The sequence below is a fragment of the Microbacterium sp. Yaish 1 genome (assembly GCF_002245215.1).
In the GTDB taxonomy this organism is placed as follows: Bacteria; Actinomycetota; Actinomycetes; order Actinomycetales; family Microbacteriaceae; genus Microbacterium.
On record NZ_NPMR01000001.1, the window covers coordinates 1,368,564 to 1,383,990 of the forward strand.

12 protein-coding genes are annotated in these 15,427 nt (G+C 69.2%); 4 read left to right on the plus strand and 8 right to left on the minus strand.

Annotation, left to right across the window (positions count from 1 at the left end; all coding sequences use genetic code 11):
* Positions 1–146: 146 nt before the first annotated feature.
* The 3 genes from CI089_RS06500 (at position 147) to CI089_RS06510 (ending at position 2,977) form a co-directional block, all read left to right on the plus strand.
* Complete coding sequence (locus CI089_RS06500; protein WP_094260749.1) at positions 147–1,133, plus strand: hypothetical protein; 987 nt, start codon at positions 147–149, stop codon at positions 1,131–1,133.
* The gene (locus tag CI089_RS06505) at positions 1,130–2,362 is read left to right on the plus strand and encodes a hypothetical protein (protein WP_094260750.1); all 1,233 of its coding nucleotides are present in this window, start codon (positions 1,130–1,132) and stop codon (positions 2,360–2,362) included. The genes CI089_RS06500 and CI089_RS06505 overlap by 4 nt, the downstream gene beginning before the upstream one ends.
* Positions 2,363–2,650: 288 nt before the next feature.
* Positions 2,651–2,977 carry a GNAT family N-acetyltransferase gene (locus tag CI089_RS06510; protein WP_256977569.1) on the plus strand — a complete coding sequence of 109 codons (327 nt, stop codon included), beginning with the start codon at positions 2,651–2,653 and terminating at the stop codon, positions 2,975–2,977.
* A gap of 136 nt (positions 2,978–3,113) precedes the next feature.
* On the opposite strand, the gene CI089_RS06515 is transcribed toward CI089_RS06510, so the two are convergent.
* The 5 genes from CI089_RS06515 to exaC form a co-directional block, all read right to left on the minus strand.
* Complete coding sequence (locus CI089_RS06515; RefSeq protein WP_094260751.1) at positions 3,114–3,746, minus strand: TMEM175 family protein; 633 nt, start codon at positions 3,744–3,746, stop codon at positions 3,114–3,116.
* A gap of 111 nt (positions 3,747–3,857) precedes the next feature.
* Complete coding sequence (locus CI089_RS06520) at positions 3,858–4,433, minus strand: RNA polymerase sigma factor (RefSeq protein WP_094260752.1); 576 nt, start codon at positions 4,431–4,433, stop codon at positions 3,858–3,860.
* The gene (locus tag CI089_RS06525; protein WP_143738932.1) at positions 4,430–5,191 is read right to left on the minus strand and encodes a hypothetical protein; all 762 of its coding nucleotides are present in this window, start codon (positions 5,189–5,191) and stop codon (positions 4,430–4,432) included. Before CI089_RS06525 ends, CI089_RS06520 begins: the two co-directional genes overlap by 4 nt.
* A 309-nt stretch (positions 5,192–5,500) precedes the next feature.
* Positions 5,501–5,896, minus strand: coding sequence for a DUF779 domain-containing protein (locus CI089_RS06530; protein ID WP_094260754.1), 396 nt, complete (start codon positions 5,894–5,896; stop codon positions 5,501–5,503).
* Between the two features lie 19 nt (positions 5,897–5,915).
* Positions 5,916–7,463 (minus strand): acetaldehyde dehydrogenase ExaC, encoded by a 1,548-nt coding sequence (gene exaC, locus CI089_RS06535; RefSeq protein WP_094260755.1) that lies wholly within the window; start codon positions 7,461–7,463, stop codon positions 5,916–5,918.
* 290 nt (positions 7,464–7,753) lie between these two features.
* On the opposite strand from exaC, the gene CI089_RS06540 reads away from it, so the two are divergent.
* A complete protein-coding gene (locus tag CI089_RS06540) occupies positions 7,754–12,046 on the plus strand; it encodes a family 43 glycosylhydrolase (protein WP_094260756.1) in 4,293 nt (1,430 codons plus the stop codon).
* 70 nt (positions 12,047–12,116) lie between these two features.
* Here CI089_RS06540 and CI089_RS06545 read toward each other — a convergent pair whose 3' ends face one another.
* The 3 genes from CI089_RS06545 to malQ all read right to left on the minus strand — a co-directional run bounded on the left by CI089_RS06545 (position 12,117) and on the right by malQ (position 15,397).
* Positions 12,117–12,632 (minus strand): DUF2231 domain-containing protein, encoded by a 516-nt coding sequence (locus tag CI089_RS06545; RefSeq protein ID WP_094260757.1) that lies wholly within the window; start codon positions 12,630–12,632, stop codon positions 12,117–12,119.
* A 13-nt stretch (positions 12,633–12,645) separates the two neighbouring features.
* A complete protein-coding gene (locus CI089_RS06550; protein WP_094260758.1) occupies positions 12,646–13,155 on the minus strand; it encodes a DUF2231 domain-containing protein in 510 nt (169 codons plus the stop codon).
* 85 nt (positions 13,156–13,240) lie between these two features.
* Positions 13,241–15,397: a 4-alpha-glucanotransferase gene (malQ, locus tag CI089_RS06555; RefSeq protein ID WP_094261274.1), complete on the minus strand. Its 2,157-nt coding sequence runs from the start codon at positions 15,395–15,397 to the stop codon at positions 13,241–13,243.
* Between the last annotated feature and the right edge of the window lie 30 nt (positions 15,398–15,427).

Sequence of the window (15,427 nt, forward strand, 5' to 3'; positions counted from 1 at the left end):
ACCCACCTCCTTCGGACTAGAACGGCTCCCGGGCGTTTCCCGGAAGCAGGAGGGTGTGTAGCACGTGCCCGACCGAGGTCGGACAACCACAACAGCTTACCTGATCGCGCGTGATCCCGCCGACCGGTCACCGGTAGCGTGGGCGCATGGAGTGGACCGCGGACGTCTCGACCGGCGAATGGCTGCGCGAACGCGTCGACGATCCGTGGCGGGGGACGTTCCACGACGTCGTGCCGCGGGGCTTCGAGGCGTACGCGCGCATCCTGCATCCGGCATCCGTCCAGTCGCGCGCGAGCGGTGAGCCGCTCCCCCCGTTCGACGAGTGGGTCGGGATGCCGTGGCAGCAGTCGCAGCAGGTGACGGCAGACCTCGTCACCGATCCCGCCACGTGGGCGGAGACCGCCGCCGCCTTCGGGAGGACGCTGCATCCGCTGGCCCAGTGGGACTCGATCGTGCGCTCTCCCGAGTTCGGCTCGAACCAGACGGCATCCCCTGACGGCCGCTGGTTCGTCGCGCCCGCGCAGGGCGATCTCGACCCGCACCATCTGGCGGTTCTCGCGCGTGAGCTCGTCGGGCACACCTCGACAGCCGATGACGTGTTCGCAGGCCTCTGGGAGGGCCGGGGCAGCCTGCTCGGCCGCATGGGACGTCAGCCCACACGCGCGTTCTTCCAGGCAGGCGACCCCGCGGATGCCGACCTGGCTCGTCACAACCGCATGCTCGGCTCGTCGTTCTCGGACCGCTTCAACAGCGTCTTCCGCAAGCCCACGTGGCAGGAGGGCATCCTGTCGCGCGAGATCTCGGAAGGACCGCGGCTGAGACTGCCCGAGCGGGCCTTCGTCTTGTTCCGTGGTGCCGTCGACGAGTTCGCCCCCGACGACTGGGAACTGCGGATGCCGTGGCGCGACCTCGCCACCGAGGCGGCAGGAGGGCCGCCGATGTCGCAGAGCCCGAGCCTGCTCTGGCCTGCAGACCGCGCGTGGGTGATGGTGTCGGAGGTCGACTTCGACTCGACGATCGTCGGCGGCTCGAGGGAGCTCGTCGACGCGATCTGCCGCTCCCCCGAGCTCGAAGCCCTGCCCCTGCCGGCCGACGCGTCCCTGTCCTGGGGAGCAGACGAGGTCAATCGATGAGCGTTCCGTTCGATCCGCGGCCCCTCCTCGAGCCGGTGTCGCCCGCCACCGCGCGCGCGTTCCGGAAGCACCTGGCCGCCAGCGGCCGGCTCCCCGGCGGGTCGGGCACCGCCGGCGTGATCATCGCGATCGTCGTCATCGTCTTCGTCGTGCTGGTGTTCGGCGGCGTCCTGTCGGCCATCGTCGGCGGCCTGGTGTTCGCCATCGGGACGCAGTCGGGTTCCGGCGCGGTTGTGTCGCTGGCGCCCGTCATCCCCCTCGTCATCCTCATCGCGCTCGCGGCGCTCATCCCGTTCTTCATCCGCCGACAGCGCGCCGCGCAAGCCGCGGTCTGGTACCGGCTCGACCGGTTCGCGCGGGCCAACGGCATGAGCTTCGAGCCGCAGCGGCCCCAGCCCCCGCTGCCGGGCATGATCTTCTCGCAGGGGTCGGGCCGGACGGCATCCAATCTCGTCCGCGGTGATCAGCCGCGCTTCGTCGAGTTCGCGAACTACCGGTACACGACCGGGTCGGGCAAGAACCAGCAGACGCACACCTGGGGCTACGTCGCGGTGCACCTGTCGACGCCCCTGCCGCACATCGTGCTCGACGCCCTCGGCAACAACGGGCTGTTCGGCTCGAACCTCCCCGTCGCGTTCGACCGCGACCAGCACCTGAGCCTCGAGGGCGACTTCGACAAGTACTTCCGGCTGTACTGCCCGCGCGGATACGAACGCGACGCGCTGTACCTGTTCACGCCCGACATCATGGCGCGCTTCGTCGACAACGCCGCCGCGCTGGATGTCGAGATCGTCGACGACTGGCTCTTCTTCTACGGCAAGCGCGACTTCTCGACCCTCGACCCGGCCACCTGGTCGTGGCTGTTCGGGGCGGTCGGCGCCATGATCGACAAGTTCGCGCAATGGGAGCGCTGGCGCGACGACCGGCTGGCGGCGCCGGCCGCATCCGGCATGGGGTCGGTGCCGGGCAGCGCGGCGGAGCCCGGGCCCGCTGGACCCGCTGGACCCGCTTCCGCGGGACCGGGTGCGGCTTCCGGCGCCGCGTCCGCGCTGCCGGTCACCCCGCCGCCGGGACTGCTTCGCCCGCCGCCCGGTGTCGCCGCACCCGGCCAGCGCCTGAAGAAGAGCGTGCCGTGGATGGCGGTGGTCGTGGTGCTGCTGATCGTCACGGTCGGCGCCATCGGGCCGGTCATCGCCTTCATCGGCGGGATCTTCGCCGCCATGCGCTGACCCGGGCGGCGGCTGTTGCCGCGGGCGCACCGCGCGCAACCCACGCGGCACGCGTGCCGCGAACAGGCTGAGCGGTCGCATCCGCCGCCCCGCTCGTCCTCGAAACGGCCTCAGCCTGTCGGCGGCACCGGACTCGCGACAGCCCCCGGAGGCACAGGGGGTCGAGCCCGTAGCCTGGGCGGATGACGCTGGAAATCAGACGAGTCGTCGATGCCGACGAGGCCGCGTGGTCGGCGCTGTACGCCGGATACCGGGGCCTTTTACCGGCTCGAGGATGATGCGTCGGCCGTGAGTCGTACGTGGGGGTGGGTGTCGCAGGGACAGCACGGTCTCACCGGCCTGGTCGCGATCCTCGATGGCGCCATCGTCGGGCTCGCCAACCTCCGTCGATTCGCGCGACCGTCCTCCGCGACGATCGGCCTGTACCTCGACGATCTGTTCACCGCGCCCGAGGCGCGTGGCGCCGGGGTGGCATCGGGTCTGCTGCGCGAGGCCGCATCCCTCGCCTCCGCCGAGGGCACCCAGTGTGGTCCGCTGGATCACCGCGGCCGACAATGCCACCGCGCGACGCGTCTACGACGGCGTGGCCACCGCGACGGCATGGGTCACCTATGACATGGAGCCCTCCGCGAGCGGCTGAATCCCCACCGGGCCCGTGCTGATGCCGCGAGAGCGCACATCCGCACGGTCATCGGGGGTCCGCACCGTGCGGATGTGCGCTCTCGCGACCGGCCGCGACCGGAAGGCCGGCTCAGCGCAGCATCCGGGCCATCAGCTTCTGCACCGTGCCGGTGAGGAACATGATGAACAGCCCAAGGTAGCCGACCGCCGGGAAAAGAAGCGCGATCGCGAGCGCCACCAGGAACAGCACGATCATCGATAGGTCGATCGACATCCCCAGACGCAGATCATCCCGCGATGCGCGGTGCAGATCGGGATGCCGTGCCAGATAGACCCGCGTGACGAGCAGGAGCGCGCTCGTGACGACGAGCGTGCCGATGTAGAGCACCTTCTGCAGGGCATCGTCGGCGACCTGGCCGGTGAGGGCGGTGACGACCGGCATCCAGACGATCGTGAGCATCCACGCGACCGTGATCCACATGAGCCCCGGGGTGATGCGCTGTACCGACACGAAGAGCCGGTGGTGCAGCATCCAGAACATCGCGATGAGCACGAAGCTGATGAGGAAGCTCTGCAGCTGATCGCGCTGGTCGACGAGCCATTCCCACGTCGTGTGGTCGTGCCCCGCGCTCTCGCCGACGCTCTCCATGAGCGGCAGGATCAGCAACGTCATCGCGATCGCGACGACCGCATCGACGAACGCCTTCGTGCGCTCGGCGCTGAGTCCCCGGATGCCGGGCTCCGGCGCGACGTCATCGCTCATGCCGAGGATGCTAGCGCCCGGCCCGCCCACGCGCGCACTGCCTGGTCGGGCTGCACCCCCGGACGAAGAGGTCTCAGCACGGGGTTCCGTCGCGGCGTGTCGAGGAACCCGTCATGAGTCGATTGCTCTGTAGGCGAGACGGAGCTTGCCCAGCGCGCGCGCATATCGGGAGCGGGCTGTCCCGGGATTTATGCCCATAACTCTGCCCGCGGCGGCGATCGACAGCTCCTCCCACACAACGAGCCGGACGAGTTCTTGATCGCGTGCGGGAAGGAGCTTCACCGCCTCGGCCGCGATGAACGCCTCATCCGGGACGGCCTCGACTGGTGTGAGAACCGCCGCGGTCCGAAGCGCCTCGTCAACTCGATCTCGACGAGCTCTGCCGCGGTGGTGGTTCGAGAGCACCTTGCGAGCGATCCCGTACGCCCACGCCCGACGCTCGTCGTCTACCACCGGGAGTCGCGAGCGATGCTTCCACAGCGCAACGAGCGTCTCCGACGTGCAGTCTGCGGCATCGTCCATCGGCGTGACGCGCCGGGCGAAGTACCTCAGAAGCAACGGGACGAGGGGCGCGACCGCTTCCTCGAATGCACGATCCCCACCCCCGGCGACGGCGGTTGTCGCGTCCTGTGCAAACTGGTCAGCGGGAGACTTTAGCTCGCTTCCGGCTGCTCTCGCCGCAGTCATCGGTCGTCCCCGTAGACCTCGTCGAAGATCTCATCCATGAGCTCGCGGCGTTCGACCCCGTCCCAGCCCGGAGCCTGCTCGTACTCAGCCGCGGCTTGTGCGGCTTCCCGGTCTCCCGCTGCGATCCGCTCCGCGAACGCCCGCATGATGTCTGTTATCCCGCCACCGTCAGTTGCTACGAGCGCAGGCCAGCCAGCTGCTTCCGCGATGACGCGAGACGCAGTCTCCTGCGCCGCGCTGTCACCCGCGTCATTCGCGGCAATCCACGCAGTCAACCAATCCTTAAACGACTCCGACTCGTAGGCCCGTCGGAGCGACGTGACCGGAGTGAGTGCATCACGGGACGAAATGCTGACGACGCGTGCGGTCAGATCCTCGCGGGTGACGCCCGGCGCCAGCGGCATCCACGTGGGATAGACCGATGCGACCACCTTGTCGAGATCGGGCGCACTCAGATCGACCCATTCATCATCACAGTCATATTCGGTCACTCCAGCGTCGACGCAGTGATCGCGATGGTCGCCGGGGTTGGGGGATCCGAACCATCCCGTCTGCGCCATAAAACCTGTCGCAGCCGCACCGGCGGGGACCCCCACCACAGTCACTGCGGCTATGGCCGCCGCGATCATCATCCAGCGTGGCCGTCTCCGTTCTGGACGCGCGCGGCGCACGGCTCGCAGCGCATCATCGTCGGAGACAGTCGCCAACGCTGCAGGGTCGGCCGCCCGCAGGGCGGCGATCAACTCGTCGTCGGCCATCATCCTCATGAGCGCTCCCATCGTGTCTGAACACTCAGTTCATGTCCGCACCAACCCGAACCGTTTCATTTCACTCGAGCGAGGTCGGCTTCGGCGTCGGCTGCATGACGACCCCGCCGATGGGACGAGCAAGAGCGCAGTCGTGCAGACGACGACAGCTGCGCGTCGAGGCTGCCGGCTCAGACCGGGGCCAGCATCGCAATGGGCGACGATGCCACAGGCAGGTAGGCGAAGCTCAGGCGCACCGCGGGGCGCTGCTTGGGCTCATCGAATCAGGCAAAAAGCCAGTCGTTGACTAGCAGTTGACTATCAGGCGCGCTGACCGAGCCCGAAATACTGCATCTCAGCCTCGCTCAGCATGCGGGAGCGGATGATGAACCGCTTCCCCGTCGGTCCCTCGACGCTGAAGCCGGCGCCGCGACCCGGCACCGCGTCGATCGTGATGTGCGTGTACTTCCAGTACTCGAACTGCGCGAGCGAGATGAACACCTCGATCGGGTCGTCAAGGCCGACGTCGAGCTCGCCGAGCTTCACGTCGGCGGGGCCGGTCAGGAACATCCCGACGGGGTAGCACATGGGGGCCGAGCCGTCGCAGCATCCGCCCGACTGGTGGAACATCAGCGGCCCGTGCTGGGCGGTGAGGTCGCGCAGCAGGGCCGCGGCGGCGTCGGTCACCGCGACCCTGCTGTACCTGTCGTTCGACATGTCGACGAGTGGATGCGGCTCAGAAGAAGCCCATCGCGCCTTCGGCGTACGACACGAGGAGGTTCTTCGTCTGCTGGTAGTGGTCGAGCATCTTGAGGTGGTTCTCGCGACCGATGCCCGACTGCTTGTACCCGCCGAAGGCGGCGTGCGCGGGGTACTGGTGGTAGGTGTTCGTCCACACGCGCCCCGCCTCGATCGCCCGGCCGGCCCGGTAGGCGGTGTCGCCGGAGCGGCTCCAGACGCCGGCGCCGAGTCCGTACAGGGTGTCGTTCGCGATGCCGATGGCGTCGTCGAAGTCGTCGAAGCTCGTCACCGAGACGACCGGGCCGAAGATCTCCTCCTGGAAGATGCGCATGTCGTTCGTGCCCTCGAAGACCGTCGGGGCGACGTAGTACCCACCGCTCAGCTCGCCGCCGAGGTCGACCCGCTCGCCGCCGGCGAGCAGCTTCGCTCCCCCGGCCTTGCCGATGTCGATGTACGACAGGATCTTCTCGAGCTGGTCATTGGATGCCTGCGCACCGATCATCGTCGCCGGGTCGAGCGGGTTGCCCTGCACGATCTTGCCGACCCGGTCGAGGCCGTCGCCGAGGAACGAGTCGTACACCGACCGCTGGATGAGCGCCCGCGACGGGCACGTGCACACCTCGCCCTGGTTGAGGGCGAAGAACGTGAAGCCCTCGAGGGCCTTGTCGTAGTAGTCGTCGCGCTCGCGCGCGACATCCTCGAAGAACACGTTGGCGCTCTTGCCGCCGAGCTCGAGCGTCACGGGGATGAGGTTCTGCGAGGCGTATTGCATGATCAGGCGCCCCGTCGTCGTCTCGCCCGTGAACGCGACCTTGCGGATGCGGCGGTGCTGCGCGAGCGGCGCGCCCGCCTCGATGCCGAATCCGTTGACGATGTTCACGACACCGGGGGGCAACAGGTCTCCGATCAGCTCGAAGAGGAACAGGATCGATGCGGGCGTCTGCTCGGCGGGCTTGAGCACGACGCAGTTGCCGGCGGCGAGCGCGGGCGCGAGCTTCCACGTCGCCATCAGGATCGGGAAGTTCCACGGGATGATCTGCCCGACGACACCGAGCGGCTCGTGGAAGTGATACGCGACGGTGTCCTCGTCGATCTGGCTGAGCGACCCCTCCTGGGCGCGCAGGACGCCGGCGAAGTAGCGGAAGTGGTCGATCGCGAGCGGGATGTCGGCAGCGAGCGTCTCGCGCACGGGCTTGCCGTTCTCCCACGTCTCGGCCACCGCGATCTTCTCGAGGTGCTGCTCCATGCGGTCGGCGATCTTGTTCAGAATGACGGCGCGTTCGGCGGGCGTGGTCTTCTTCCACGACGCGAACGCCTGCCAGGCGACGTCGACGGCGCGGTCGATGTCTTCGACGGTGCCGCGACCCACCTCGCAGAACGGCTTTCCGGTGACGGGCGTGATGTTCTCGAAGTACTGCCCCTTGACGGGTTCGACGAACTCGCCGCCGATGTAGTGCCCGTAGCGGGCGCGGTATTCCGCGACGGCTCCGCGCTGACCGGGAGCGGCGTAGACGCTCGAGACGCCCTCTTCGACGATGGTCATGTCATCTCCTCGACTCCCCGCAGCGCCGATGCTGCGGTGGTGTCGGGCACGCTACGCCGCGCTACGTTGCAACGCGTTGCACGGACCGGCGGCTCCTCCCGCAGCGGCGAGGATGCGCATCCGCACGGTCGTCGACGGCCCGCACCGTGCAAACGCGCGTCCTCGGCGTCAGGCGGGGCGAATGGAGGCGGGGAAGATGCCGCGCACTAGCGCTGCGCGAATTGTGAGCGCTAACATCTGAGCGTCGTCAGTGCTGACGGCCATGCAACGTCGCATACGAGAGGTTCCCCGTGCCCGCATCCGCTCGCCCGGCGCCCTGGCGCCACCACCGCCCATGGACGCTCGCCGTCCCGATCGTCGCCGCGCTCGTCGCCGCGCCGATCGTCATCCCGTCCGCTGTTCAGGCTGCCGAGCCGGACTCCGGGCTGGTCGTCGCCTATCCGCTCGACGAGACGTCGGGAACCGTCGCGCACGACACGTCGGGCAACGGCCGCGACGCATCGTTCGTCGGCGGCCCGACCCTCGGCGGTGCGGACGGCGTGCGCCTCGACGGCGACGACGACTACGTGCAGCTTCCCGACGATGTGATGGCCGGTCTGTCGTCCGTCACGGTGAGCACCGAGGTGCTGGTGCGTCCCGAGCAATCAGGCGACTACTTCATCTGGGGCCTGGGCAACACGACGGACTGGTTCGGCGACGGCTACCTCTTCGCCACCGGTAACCCGGCCCGCGCGGGAATCGCGAGCGGCAACTGGTCCACGGAGCAGGAGACCCGCGGCTCGGCGAACCTCGAACGCGGCGTCTGGACGACGATGACCTACACGCTCGATGCCGGCACGACGACGGCTCGGCTGTATCTCGACGGCGTTCAGGTCGCCGAGAACACGAACACCACGACCACTCCGGGTGAACTGGGCGGCGGCACGACGACCGCGAACTACCTCGGCCGATCGACGTACACCCCCGACAAGCGTCTCGCCGGCAGCCTCCGCGACTTCCGCCTGTACGACCGCGCGCTGTCGGCCGACGAGGTCGCGGGCCTGGTCGAGACCCCCGACGACCGGCAGGCCGCGCAGGCCGCGCTCGACGCCCTCACCGTCACGAACATCGACGACGTGCGCGGCAACCTCACGCTGCCGACCACCTCGCAGGGACTCGACGTGACGTGGTCGTCCGCCGACACGAGCGTCATCACGGCTGACGGCCTGGTCACCCGACCGGCCGAAGACACCACCGTTGCGCTCACGGCATCCGTGACGAAAGGGGCGGTGACGCTCACGCGTTCCTTCCCGGCCGCGGTTCGCAAGGCCGCGAACATCGGAGCCTTCGAGGGCTACACGTTCGCCTACTTCACGGGAAACTCCGTCGCGGGCGAGAACATCTACTTCGCCGCCAGCAACGGCAACGACGCGCTGTCGTGGACCGAGCTCAACGGCGGCCAGCCGTCGCTCACCTCCACGGAGGGAGAGCGGGGCCTCCGCGACCCGTTCCTGATCCGCTCGCCCGAGGGCGACACGTTCTACCTCATCGCCACCGACCTCTCCATCGGCCGGAACGGCGACTGGGGTCGAGCGCAGACGCAGGGGTCGAAGTACCTCGAGGTGTGGGAGTCGCACGACCTCGTCACCTGGAGCGAGCAGCGCCACGTCCGCGTCGCCCCCGACAACGCGGGCAACACGTGGGCGCCCGAGGCGTACTACGACGAGGCGCTCGGCGAGTACGTGGTGTTCTGGGCGTCGTCGCTCTTCGGCGAGGACGACCCGAATCACACGGGCAGCTTCTACCAGACCATGATGTACGCCACGACGCGCGACTTCACCACGTTCAGCGAGCCCCAGGTCTGGCAGGACTTCGGGGCATCGCGCATCGACTCCACGGTGCTCAAGGACAACGGCACCTACTACCGGTTCACGAAGGACGAGGCGAGCACGACCGGATGCCGCGACATCATCCAGGAGTCGTCGACCAGCCTGACCGCGGTCGACGATCGCAACGCCCCCGGCTGGAACGCCGCCGACCCCGCCTGGAAGCTGATCGACAGCTGCATCGGTCGCGATGCCGGTCTCGGCGCCGTCGAAGGCCCCACCATCTTCGCGGCGAACCCCGGCGACACCTCCGGCTCGAACTACTACCTCTTCGTCGACGAGTACGGCGGACGCGGCTACATCCCGCTGGGAACCGATGACCTCGACGCGCCGGACTGGCAGGTGCCCGCGAGCTACCGCCTGCCCGCGAGCCCCCGCCACGGCACGGTGATGCCGGTGACCGCGGCCGAGCTCGAGACGCTGCGCGCCAACCTGCCGCAGCCCCTCCCCGCGAACGAGAAGGGCGAGCTGCTGCGCTACGACTTCACGGATGCCGCGGGCGCGGTGCTGCACGACCGGTCCGGCGCCGGGCGCGACGCCCAGGTGCGCGGCGGTGCGACCTTCGCCGACGGCGCTCTCACGTTCGACGGCACCGACGATTACGTCGACCTGCCCGACAACGTCCTCGTCGGTGTCGACGACATCACCGTGGAGGCCGAGCTGCGGATCGACCCGGCCCAGCGCACTCCGTACTTCCTCTACGGTTTCGGCAATACCGGCGGCGACGGCGCCGGCAACGGCTACCTGTTCTCGACCGGCGACCAGTACCGCGCGGCACTGACCACCGGCAACTGGAGCGGCGAGCAGAACGTCACGTCGGGTGCGGCGCTTCCGCGCGACCGCTGGGTGCACCTCACCTACACGCTGAGCGGAAACACGGCTCGGCTGTATCTCGATGGCCAGCAGGTCGCCGAGAACACGAACGTGACGGTGCGCCCCGGCGACATCGGCGGCGGCAGCACGCTGGCGAACTACCTGGGCAAGTCGGTCTACAACGCCGACAACCTCTTCCGCGGTCAGATGCGCGAGTTCGCGCTGTACAACCGCGCGTTGACCCCCGAAGAGATCGTGCAGAACTCCGGCAACTCCAGCGCGCTCGGTGCGGTGAGCCTGCAGGATGCCGGTGCCCTCAAGGTCGCCCCGTTGGTCGACAGCGACGCCCGCACGGTCGTGTTCCCGGTGAACCGCGGCACGGATGTCACGCAGCTGCGCCCGGTGTTCACCACGGCATCCGGCACCACAGCCACGCCCCCGTCGGGCACCGTGCACGATCTGAGCACCCCCGCCACGGTCACCCTGACGACACCGGGACAGCCCGACGTCGTCTGGACGCTCGAGGCCGTGGAGATGAAGAGCCCGGTGCTGCCGGGGCTGTACGCCGACCCGAACATCGCCGTGTTCGGCGACACGTATTACATCTACGCGACCACCGACGGCACGCCGGGCTGGGGCGGCAACACGTTCTACGTCTGGACGTCGAAGAACCTGATCGACTGGACGCGGTCGGACGAGCCCATCCTGAAGCTGGACGGCGCGAATGGCAACGTTCCGTGGGCCACCGGCAACGCGTGGGCTCCGACGATCATCGAGAAGGGCGGCAGGTACTACTTCTACTTCAGCGGGCATGAGCCGAACGCGAACCGCAAGATGATCGGTGTCGCCGTCGCCGACAGCCCCGAGGGTCCGTTCACCGCTCAGGCGGAACCGATGATCACCAACGCGGAGGCCGTCAACAGCGGTCAGGCGATCGACCCGGCGGCGTTCACCGATCCCGCGACCGGGAAGTCGTACCTCTTCTGGGGCAACGGACGACCCGTCTACGGCGAGCTGTCCGACGACATGCTGAGCGTCAAGGAGGAGACGATCACACCGATCGAGGGACTGACCGACTTCCGCGAGGGACTCTTCCTGAACTACCGCGACGGGACGTATCACCTGACGTACTCGATCGACGACACCGGTTCGGAGAACTACCGCGTCGGATACGCGACGTCGACGAGCATCGACGGACCGTGGACCTACCGCGGGATCCTCCTGCAGAAGGACCCGTCGCAGGGCATCCTCGGCACCGGGCACAGCTCGATCATCAATGTCCCCGGCACCGACGAGTGGTACATCGCCTACCACCGGTTCGCGATCCCCGGCGGCAACGGCACCAACCGCGAGACGACCATCGACCGCCTCGAGATCGGCGCGGACGGGCTGTTCCAGACCGTCACCCCGACGCTCGCGAGCGTCGACCCGCGCGAGGTGCCCGGCACGACCGAGCCCAACCCGACCGAGCCCAACCCCACCGAGCCCACCCCGACGGAGCCCGGCAAAGCGGCCCCGGCCGTCTCGGTCTCGGCCACGACGGTCGAGCGCGGGCAGTCGGTGCAGGTGACGGTCACCGGACTCGAGGCCGGCGATCAGGTCGCGGCCGAACTGCGCAGCGACCCGATCCGGATCACCGGCATCCCGGTCGCCGATGCGAACGGGCGCGTCGCGTTCGACGTCCGCATCCCCGCCGATCTGGCCACGGGCGGTCACACGATCGTGGTCTTCGGCGCCGACGGTCAGGTGATCGGCAGCGTACCGATCACCGTCGTCGCTTCCGGGCAGTTGGCCGTGACCGGTGCCCAGGCGCCGCTCGGCGCGGCGTTGCTGGCAGCTCTCCTGCTCGTCGCTGGAGGCGTGCTGTGGTCGGTTCGGCCTGCACGCCGGGCCGGCATCGCCTGACACCGGCGAGCCCCGACGTGAACGGGCGGCGGCCTCCTCTTGGGAAGGTCGCCGCCCGTTTCGACAGCCCTCAGCGCCGGCTGCGTCGCGTGACGAAGCCCTCCGCCTGCTTCGACTCGTGTGCCACGCGCACGCCGTAGCGGTAGGCGAGCTTGCCGCCGAGCCATCCCGACGCACTGAGGGTCAGCAGGCTCACGGCACTGAAGATCACGCCGGCGATGGGGATGTCGTCGGTCGAGGTGCGCAGGAAGAGCTGGAACAGGTAGGCACCGCACACCACGAAGTTCAAGCCCATGTGGATCGTCGCCGTGCTCGACGAGCGCGTGCGATCGGGGATGCGGAGGTAGTCGAAGATCCCCAGCACGATGGCCACGAGACTGCCCACGAGACCGATCCCGATGAGGACGCGTGAACCCACGGCGTACGGAGTGGGGTCGGCGACGATCAGGCCGATGATGTCGAAGACGAAGCTCGCGATCCACGCCCCGATCGGAATCGTGACGGCGATCGGGTGGAACGGGTGTCCGTAGGGGCCCGCCAGGGGGTTCGCAGGCCGCTTGTCGGGACGGGTGTCCAGGTCGGTCATGATCTCTCCTCGGTCAGGGCAGCGGTTCCAGGCCCTCGGCCTGGGTCGTCTCGGTCGCGACGCGGACGCCGAAAGTGTGGGCGAGCTTGCCGCCGAGCCACCCCGACACCGACAGCAGGGCGAGCCCGACGAAGCTCGCGATCATCGCGAGGGTCGGCACCGTCTCCTCCTCGACACGCAGGGCGAGGCTGCCGGCGAACACCGCCATCGCGATGAGGTTCAGGATCATGTGGGTCAGCCCCGTGGCGCGCGCGGGGGTGTCCTTCGGGATGCTGCTCCAGTCGATCAGCCCCAGCACTGCGGCCACGACGGCCCCCAGAAGACCGATCGCGATGAGGATGCGGGCGCCGAGCGCGAAGACGGCGGCATCCGGACTCATGACGGCGATGACGTCGAAGACGGATGCCGACACCCAGGCGCCGATCGGCAGGATGATCGCGATCGCGTGGAACGGATGCCCGTAGGGCCCCGCAATGAGCGACCGCGGGTACTTCGCCCGTGTGAGGGGTGCGGTGTCGACCATGGCGTCTCCTCTCGTTCGACGTCCCGACCGTACGGGCGTTCCCCGGTGCCGCACGTACCGGGTTGACAAGCCCGGCGCGCGACCTCTACGGGCCGGAGCGGAGCGCCCGCTCCACGGCGTCGACCAACGAGCGGTACCGCGGCAGCGACGCGAGGTCGTCGAGCATCACCACCCGGCCCGCGGCATCCGCCAGCGGCACCTGCCAGTTGGGATACTCGTCGTCGGTTCCGGGCTGATTCTGCACGCGCTTCTCGCCGACGGCGTCGACGAGCGAGACGCCGAGGAGGCGCGAGGGCGATGCGGCGAGGAAGACGTGGAGCGCCTCGACGACCTCCTGCTCGCTCGCGCCGTCGGAGATCAGCCCGCGGGAGCGCAGCTCCGCCAGCATCCGGTCGCGCTCGCGCTCGAAATCCGCGAGCTCGTCGTCGACCGACCGGGTCAGCAGGCCGAGCCGGGCACGCAGCGCGACGTGCTCGCCGTCGAGGTACCCGGCCGTGGGCGGCAGGTCGTGGGTGTTCACGGTGGCGAGCACGTCGGTGCGGTAACGCTCGGGAGCGAGCGGCCCGCCCGCGTCATCGGTCTCGAACCACAGCACCGACGTCCCGAGGATGCCCCGCTCCGCGAGGTAGTCGCGTACCCACGGCTCCACGAGCCCGAGGTCCTCGCCGATGATCAGCGCGCCCGCCCGGTGCGCTTCGAGCGCGAGCACGCCGATCATCGCCTCATGGTCGTAGCGGACGTACGTGCCCTCCCCCGGGCCGAGCCCCTCGGGGATCCACCACAGGCGGAAGAAGCCGAGGATGTGGTCGATGCGCAGGGCACCCGCATGGCGCAGAAGCGATCGGAGCATGTCACGCAGGGGCGCATAGGCGTGCTCGGCGAGGGCCTGAGGCAGCCACGGCGGCTGGTTCCAGTTCTGACCCTGCTGGTTGTACATGTCGGGGGGTGCGCCCACGACGACGCCCGGGGCGTAGAGGTCGCGCAGCGACCACGCGTCGGACCCGGCCGTCGAGACGCCCACCGCGAGGTCGTGCATGATCCCGACCCGCATTCCGGATGCCGCGGCCGCGGTCGCGGCGTCCGCGAGTTGCTGATCCACGACCCACTGCAGCCACACGTGGAACGCGATGCGGTCCGACAGTCTGTCGCGCAGCTCGGCCACCGCGGGATCGTCGATCGCGACCCCCTCCGGAAGACGCTCGCCGGTCGCCGCCTCGTGCTCGCGGACCGCGCACCACAGCGCGAAGTCGGCGAGGGCGGTGCCCTGGGAACGAGCGAAGGCGTCGCGCTGAGCTCGTCGCGCCGGCGAGAGGGGAACATCGTGGATGAGCGCGAGAGCCTCGCGCTTGGCCGTCCACACGAGGTCGCGGTCGATACGCTCAGGGTTCCCGTCAGTGCCGGCAGCGCTCTGCTGCAGCCGCGTGAATCGCTCCCGCGCCGGATCCGAGAGGTATGCCGCTTCGGGAATGAGCTCGGGACGGATGTAGAGCGGCGCGAGGAATCGCCGCGACGACGGCAGGTACGGCGACGGCTCGATCGGCGTGGTCACCTCCGCGGCGTGCACCGGATTGATCAGGAGGTAGTCGGCGCCCGACTCCCCCGCGATCGCGGCCAGGTCGGCCAGGTCGGCGAAGTCCCCCATTCCCCACGAGCGACGCGAGCGCACGGAGTACAGCTGAGCCATCAGCCCCCACGACCGCCGTTCCGCACCGCCCGGGGGCGGTGTCAATCGCCGGGGCGTGACGACGAGCGTGCCGCTTGCGAGGAGTTCACCCGCTCCGCCGTACTGTCGCGCCTGGATCGTGTGCCACCCCAGCGGGACGTCGGCGGGCACGGCGACCCGCACGCGCCAGCGCGTCCGGCCGTCGACCGTGCGGGCGACCGGCTGCTGCTCGGGTATCGGCACGGGACGGATCGAGCCGTCCTCCAGCACGAGCGCGACCTCGACGTCGGAGCCATCGGCGACGTGCAGGTCGATCGCCCCGCTGCCCTGACGCACGACGGTCGACGCGGCCACGAGTCGGCGCCAGGGTTCCGCTGCTCGCTCCGCGAGGGCGTGCTCGACGGCCTCGCCATCGGCGGCCGCCACGCCCATCGCGGCGAGCACCGCACGCAGTGTCGTGCCGGGCACGTGGACCTGCTCACCGGAGAACGACCAGTACTCCGTCGCGATTCCGTAGGCCTCGGCGAGCGAGACGAGCGCCTCGTCGGGGGCGTCGCCGTCAGCACGCGCGTCGCTCATCGTCATGTCCTCGTCTCCTCGTTCCATCCC

Bases quoted from the DNA above. Each gene is read 5' to 3' on its own strand.
- CI089_RS06500 (WP_094260749.1), top strand. From the start codon at position 147: ATGGAGTGGACCGCGGACGTCTCGACCGGCGAATGGCTGCGCGAACGC.
- CI089_RS06550 (WP_094260758.1), bottom strand. From the start codon at position 13,155: ATGGTCGACACCGCACCCCTCACACGGGCGAAGTACCCGCGGTCGCTC.
- exaC (WP_094260755.1), bottom strand. From the start codon at position 7,463: ATGACCATCGTCGAAGAGGGCGTCTCGAGCGTCTACGCCGCTCCCGGT.
- CI089_RS06545 (WP_094260757.1), bottom strand. From the start codon at position 12,632: ATGACCGACCTGGACACCCGTCCCGACAAGCGGCCTGCGAACCCCCTG.
- CI089_RS06525 (WP_143738932.1), bottom strand. From the start codon at position 5,191: ATGGCCGACGACGAGTTGATCGCCGCCCTGCGGGCGGCCGACCCTGCA.
- CI089_RS06530 (WP_094260754.1), bottom strand. From the start codon at position 5,896: ATGTCGAACGACAGGTACAGCAGGGTCGCGGTGACCGACGCCGCCGCG.
- CI089_RS06515 (WP_094260751.1), bottom strand. From the start codon at position 3,746: ATGAGCGATGACGTCGCGCCGGAGCCCGGCATCCGGGGACTCAGCGCC.
- malQ (WP_094261274.1), bottom strand. From the start codon at position 15,397: ATGAGCGACGCGCGTGCTGACGGCGACGCCCCCGACGAGGCGCTCGTC.
- CI089_RS06520 (WP_094260752.1), bottom strand. From the start codon at position 4,433: ATGACTGCGGCGAGAGCAGCCGGAAGCGAGCTAAAGTCTCCCGCTGAC.
- CI089_RS06505 (WP_094260750.1), top strand. From the start codon at position 1,130: ATGAGCGTTCCGTTCGATCCGCGGCCCCTCCTCGAGCCGGTGTCGCCC.